The organism is Intrasporangium sp., from assembly GCF_040414665.1.
GTDB lineage: Bacteria > Actinomycetota > Actinomycetes > Actinomycetales > Dermatophilaceae > Intrasporangium.
Genome location: NZ_JBEDUL010000181.1, coordinates 1 through 6,226, shown reverse-complemented (window position 1 = coordinate 6,226; position 6,226 = coordinate 1). Strand labels below are relative to the sequence as shown.

Here is a 6,226-nt window from a genome sequence, read left to right as displayed (position 1 = left end):
TGGTGAAGGAGGGCAGCCGGAGGTCGGTCCGGAGGTCAAGGGTCCCGGACCACTCGCCCATCCCGACGAGGGTCGTCGTAGGAACCCGTTCCCCGAATCGGGGTGAGTGCCAACCCAGTTGGGGCTCGGTCTCGCCGCGGCGGGCGGCCCACTCCAGCGCAACCGGGAGCACGAGTTGCGCCTGGCGCAGCTCGCCCTCCCGACCTGCCCAGCTCAGATCGGCGACGGCGCCCATGAGCTCGACCGTGACCTCTGGACCGAGATGCCAGAACATCCGGAGCCGGTGCGCTCGGCTGCCGGTGAGGGTGTCGGTCACGGTGATCCGCGCCCCGACGCCGTCGAGCACCACCTCGCGTGCATGGCGCAGCGCCGCGTCCAGCCGCGAGTAGGACGTGTGATGGGCCGTCCACTTCTGCTGGCCAGCGGGGTCGACGTCGCACCCGTCGACGACGGCGTCCGCATGTCCGGCCCACATGAAGGGGCCGGCCTCGTGCACCTGGTTCTCGCCGTCGATCTCGATGGTGTTGTGCGCGCGGGTCGACCGGAAGTAGCTCCGCCACTCGGGCTGCCCGTGGTAGCAGTACGTGCCGGGGTCGACCAGCAGCTCGACGCCGTCGTGACGGACCTCGACCGACAGCGCGTCGGCGTGGCCGTGCGCGGCGATGGAGAGGAACCCGTGCGGGCCGCCGTCACAGCGGCACCAGATCTCTGGGCCTTCGCCGAGGGGCGTGCGCAGGATGTGCAGCCCGGCGTCCGCGAACGCCCGGGGAGGTTCCGCCGGACGGTCGACAACCGCCTTCGTCGGGGCGACCTCAGCCAAGAGAGTGCTCATGACGCCCGGGGAGACCGGGGGCCACCAGTCGCTGGCTCCGAGGGTGGCCGCGCCGCACGCCAGCAGGACGGACCACGGATCGGCGTCGGGGTCATCGAGGACCAGCGCCCTGCCCTCGTCTCCATCTCCCTGCCGCGGCGGATGGCCTGCTACGTCAAGCATGGCGACGGCGGCGTCGAGAGAGCGAGCGAGCAAGGTGCGGATCCCCTCGCCCACCGGATGCCCCGCCGCTTCCGCCTCCACGAGGGCCACGAGCCCGAGCTCGGTGACGAACCGGTGGTAGTCGGTGGCAAGCTCTCGGTTCACTCCGCTGGGGAAGGTGTTCAACGCGAGCATCGTCTCGAGTTGCGCAGCTGCATCCCGGCGCCAGTCGTCGCTCTCGTCGTACCACGGGAAGGCGCATGCCGCCGCCAGCCGACCGGAGGCTTCTGCGATGGCGTGGTTGTTGGCGGACGATCCACGGCTGCGGAAGGCAGCGAGGTACTCCTGGTGCCAGTGCAGCTGGGCCAGTGCCTGGGGGTTGTCCTCGAAGAGCTCGCGGACGCCCGGCCAGCCGTCGAGGAGACGCCGAACCCACACCCAGCTCGTCAGTCGGACACCAAGCTCGATCCCACTCGTCCAGTGAATGCCGGACAAGTTCGGGTTGCGGGCCCACCACGAGCGCAGCTGGGCCGCAACGACGTCCGCATACCTGTCGTCCCCTGTGAGCCACCATGCGGCAGCGAGCACCGTCAGGTGGTGGTGACGGGACAGCTCCCACACTGACTTGACATTACCGGTGACCGTCTCGTCTCGGTGATCGATCCCGAACGCCAGCGCGGCATCAGGGGCCCGCCTGCCGGTGACCGGGTCGAGGAACCAGTCCGGGTCCACGACATCGGGCCGAGGCGTGCCGAGGACGTCCCACTCACCCGCGAGCAGCCGGTCCGCTGCTGCGACGAGTTGCCGTGCGGCCTCGGGCGGCACTCGCTCCCGCGCGGGCGGCGGGACCATGCTGGCGAACACCCTGGACGCGAGCAGTCCCGGGGGCGGCGGGAAACCGTCTCCGGGATGCACCTGCCGCCTCACCCACCACACGTGCCGCAGGCGGTCGCCGACCCGCCACCCGACCTCGCGTGGGGACATCCGGCTGAGGCGGCGCGCGTACCACCCGAGTGACCTGCTCATGGAGCCACCGGCCTCCCGGAGGCGAGGCTCTCCCCGACGGCGATGGTGGCTCGGGTCGTGGCGACGATGGATTCCACGTCGATCGGCATCGGCGCCCCCTCTCGGACTGCTTCGAGGAACGCCCGCAGCATGTGGCGTTGGCCCTTGTCCTGACCGAGCGATCGTTTGACGTCCTTGCCTGAGCGGCTCCACACCGTGGCTCGGGAGAAGTTGTCGAGTCGCGCGTTCCGGCCGTTGCCGGAGACGTCAAAGGTCTCCTTGGGGAACCGGCTGTCGCCATCCGTCCCGTAGGTGATGGTGGCCAGCGAGCCGCCGGCGTGGCGGAGGACGATGTGGAGGTCCAGGGCGTTCGACGTCTGCTGCGCGGTGACCTCGACGGGCGCGTGACCCATCCACGCGCTCACGGTGTCGATGAAGTGGCCGCCCTCACCCAGGAAGCGCGAACCTTCGAGTCCCTCGTCGAGGTACCAGCTCAACGGGTCGAGCCGTCCCGCGTTGATGAGATAGCGCGCACTCATCGGGCCGACCACTGGGCCGAAGCGCTCGCGAAGATGGGTGAACAGAGGTGCGAAGCGGCGGTTGAAGCCCACCATGATTCGGTCGTTGCCGGTTCGTTCGACAACCTCGAGGACCCGGTCGACGTCCGCCCGCATGAGCGCCAAGGGCTTCTCGACGAAGACAGCCTTTCCGGCCTCGAGCGCGGCGCACACGAAGTCGGCGTGCGAATGATGACGCGTGACGACGAAGACCGCGTCGATGGCCGAGTCGTCCAGCACGGCGGCGGCATCAGTCGTGGCGTGCTCGAAGCCGAACTTGCGCTGTGCGTTCACCGCGGACAGGGACCTGGTCGTCGCCACGGTCCCCAACGTGGCCGAGGGGTCCGCGGCGAGGTGGGGCAGCAGCATGGAGGTGGCGTAGTTGCCGGCGCCGATGAAGCCGAGCCGCACGGTGGCCCGCTTGGCGGCCGTTGCGGGCTGGGCCACGGTCCGGCTGACGTGTCCGTTGCGTTGCGGCGGAGGAAGCACGCCGGACGACAACGACACGTCGGCACCCGCCGAGCTCAGCGGCATACGGGACTCGTCGTACTCGAAAAGATGTCCCACGCCATGGAGGCTTCCGTCGCGCAACTGCGCGTAGACGGTCTCGGCCTCAGCCACGGGATGGGTTCCGGAGACGAGGGAGCCGACCTCCATCGAGCCCGTTGACAGCAGATCGAGGAAGCACTGGAGGTTGCGTCGCTCCGTCCAGCGCACGTAGCCCACCGGGTAGTCGATCCCCTGCAGCTCGTAGCGGTCGTCGTAGCGACCGGGACCGTAGGAGCGCGAGAAGCGGACGTCGAGTTCCTTCTCGTAGTAGGCGTTCCATGGCAGGTCGAGCCGGGTCTTGCCGATGTCGACGACCCGCGCTCGATCCCGCGCGAGCCGGGCGGCGAGCTCGACCGGGCCGTTGCTGCCCCCTCCGGCTGCCAGGAAGATGTGATCGGCACCGATGCCGCCGGTCGTCGCGTCGAGCACCTGCTCGAGATACGTGGTTCCATCGTCGTCGGGTGCGGCGCAGGCCACGGCGCCGGCTGCCTCTGCCATACGGCAGCGGTCAGGCACCGTGTCAACGCCGACGACGCGGACACCGGAGGCAACGAGCAGCCGGACCACGAGCTGCCCGATCAGTCCGAGACCGATCACACACGCTGTCTCGCCGAGCTGCACCTCGGCCCGGCGCACGCCCTGCATGGCGATGGCTCCAACCGTCGCGAACGCGGCGTGCTGCGGCACGACGCCGGAGGGGACCGGCACGCAGAGGTTGGTCGGGATCCAGTTCAGCTCGGCGTGGAGCGCGAACTCGTTGCCCGCCGCCGCCACGACGTCCCCGACGGCGAACTCCTCGGCACCGGAACCGACCTCGACGACGACGCCGCACAGTGAGTAGCCCAGCGGGGTGTAGCTGTCGAGCTTGCTCATGGCCTTTCGATAGGTCGCGACGGGGCCCTGCTGGACGGCGGTGTCGAGAACCTTTCTGACCTGGTCGGGCCGGGCCCGGGCCTTGCCGAGCAGGGAGAGACGCGCCTCGCTCACCTTCATCAGCTCGGTGCCGGTCGAGATGAGCGAGTAGGTGGTCCGGACCAGCACGCCCCCTGGTTTGCAGGCGGGTGGGGGCACGTCGAGCACGCTCAGCTCGCCAGACCGGTAGTTCTGGGCCACCTGCCTCATGCGACTTCACCCTCCGTCTTCTGCCGTTGCATCATCCGCGTCTCCTCCCTAGCCCACGGAGACACCGGCAGCGCGGGCGTTGCGGTACCAGAGCTCGAGACTGAGCAGCTGCCACACCTGTTTCGCCTCGTCGCGGCGACCGGCACGCTGGTCCTCGACGAGACGCCGGAGCGGCTCGCGCCGAAGGAAACCCGTCGCCACGAGCTCGCCACCGACCAGGACGTCGTCCACGAGCTCCCGCAGGTCACCGGCCACCCAGGCCCGGAGGGGCGCACCGAAGCTCGCCTTGGGACGGTCGATGATCTCGTCGGGAAGCCATGCACGAGCGGCGTCCTTGAGCGCTGCCTTCTGCTGGCGACCGCGGATCCGCTCGGAGGCGGGTAGCGAGAACGCCGCCCTGAAAACAGCCGGGTCGACGAACGGCACGCGGACCTCCGTGGAGGCGGCCATGCTCGCACGGTCGGTGTAGGCGAGGTTGAGACCGGGAAGGAACATCCGGGTGTCGGCCAGGCACATGCGGGCGACCTCGTCCGCCAGGCTGTTGTCCTCGTAGATGCGGCGGTGGCTGTCGATCACCCCGTCGACGTGCACCGCGAGCGACGGGTCGAGCAGGTCCGCCAGCTCGTCCCGGTCGTACAGGGTGTAGCTGCGCCGGAAGGCGTCCTCCTCGGGCAGCTCTGCGAAGGTGAGGAATCGGTGGGCCCACCGCACCGTGCGCAACCCGCGGCCGGCGACCGCGACCGGAAGTGCCCGCACCGCCGGGCCGACAAGCGAGCGGACGGGCGCGGGGACTCGACGGTAGCGAGCGCTCATGAGCATGGCCAGGTGCTTGCGGTAGCCACCGAAGAGCTCGTCGGCGCCCATGCCCGAGAGGAGCACCTTGACGCCGGCCTGCCGTGCGGCCTCGCACATGAGCAGTGTGTTGATCGCCGCGGGGTCGCCGATCGGCTCGTCGAGGACATCGACCATGCGAGGCAGCAGCTCGACGACGTCGGGCGAGATCTCGATCTCATGGAGCGGCATCCCCAGGCGTGCGGCCATCTGCCGGGCGTAGCGAGCGTCGTCGGGCATCGCCTCGAGCCGGTTGTCCTCCGGACGGAATGCGATCGTGTACGCCTCGATCGAGGGATCGCGACGATGGGCGAGCGCGGTGACGATGCTCGAGTCGAGCCCGCCACTGAGGAAGCACGCGGCGGGAACGTCCGATACGAGGTGTGCCTCCACCGAGGAGGTGAGCACCTCGCGCAGGTCGACACGGGGCCCATGGGCCGCGAGTGCCGCCTCCGCGGCCACGTCCCAGTAGGTCCCGGATGTCACTGTGCCGTCGCGGTGGTACTCCGCCCAGGTCCCGGGAGGCAGCTTGTGCACGCCACGCACGGGAACGTACTCCTGCGGCACCCAGTAGTAGAGCGCCGAGGCGACCATCGCCGCCGGCTCGATGACCAGCTCGCTACCCACTGCAGCCAGCAGCGCCTTGAGCTCGGAGGCGAACAGGATGCCCTCTCCCCTGGGCATGACGTAGAGCGGCTTGATCCCGAACGGGTCCCGGGCGAGCGCCAGGGTCCCGGACGCCTCATCGTGGATCGCGAAGGCGAACATCCCCCGGAGGCGCCTCAGTGACTCGGTTCCCCAGCGTCGCCACGCCTCGAGGACGACCTCGGTGTCGGAGCGCGTGGTGAACCGGACACCGCCGGCCTCGAGCTCTCGCCTGATCTCCCGGTGGTTGTAGATCTCGCCGTTGTAGGTGAGCGTCAGGCCATTCTTGGCGAGCGGCTGATCGGCTGCGGTGGAGAGATCGATGATGGACAGGCGCCGGTGCCCGAGGACGACCGCGCTCTCCGGGGACACCAGCTCGACGACGCCACTCGCGTCCGGCCCCCGGTGGCCGATGCGGTCCGTCATCGTGCTGACCGCAGTCTTGCCGTCCGGCTGCTGGAAGGCACCGGCGATCCCGCACATGGTCAGGCCTCCGTCGTCGCGCGGTGTCCGACCGTCTCCCGCGCCCTGGACGCGTTCGCCG

3 protein-coding genes are annotated in these 6,226 nt (G+C 69.7%); all 3 read right to left on the bottom strand.

The genetic code is table 11. From position 1 onward, the window contains the following. On the bottom strand, positions 1 to 1,999 hold a 1,999-nt coding region (locus ABF401_RS20345; RefSeq protein ID WP_353511417.1), incomplete at its 3' end, for a heparinase II/III family protein. After that, positions 1,996 to 4,206, bottom strand: a complete 2,211-nt coding sequence (locus ABF401_RS20340; RefSeq protein WP_353511416.1) for a bi-domain-containing oxidoreductase — start codon at positions 4,204 to 4,206, stop codon at positions 1,996 to 1,998. The genes ABF401_RS20345 and ABF401_RS20340, both read right to left, overlap by 4 nt. Before the next feature lie 48 nt (positions 4,207 to 4,254). Then, a partial coding sequence (gene asnB, locus ABF401_RS20335; protein WP_353511415.1) for an asparagine synthase (glutamine-hydrolyzing) occupies positions 4,255 to 6,226 on the bottom strand: 1,972 nt, incomplete at its 5' end.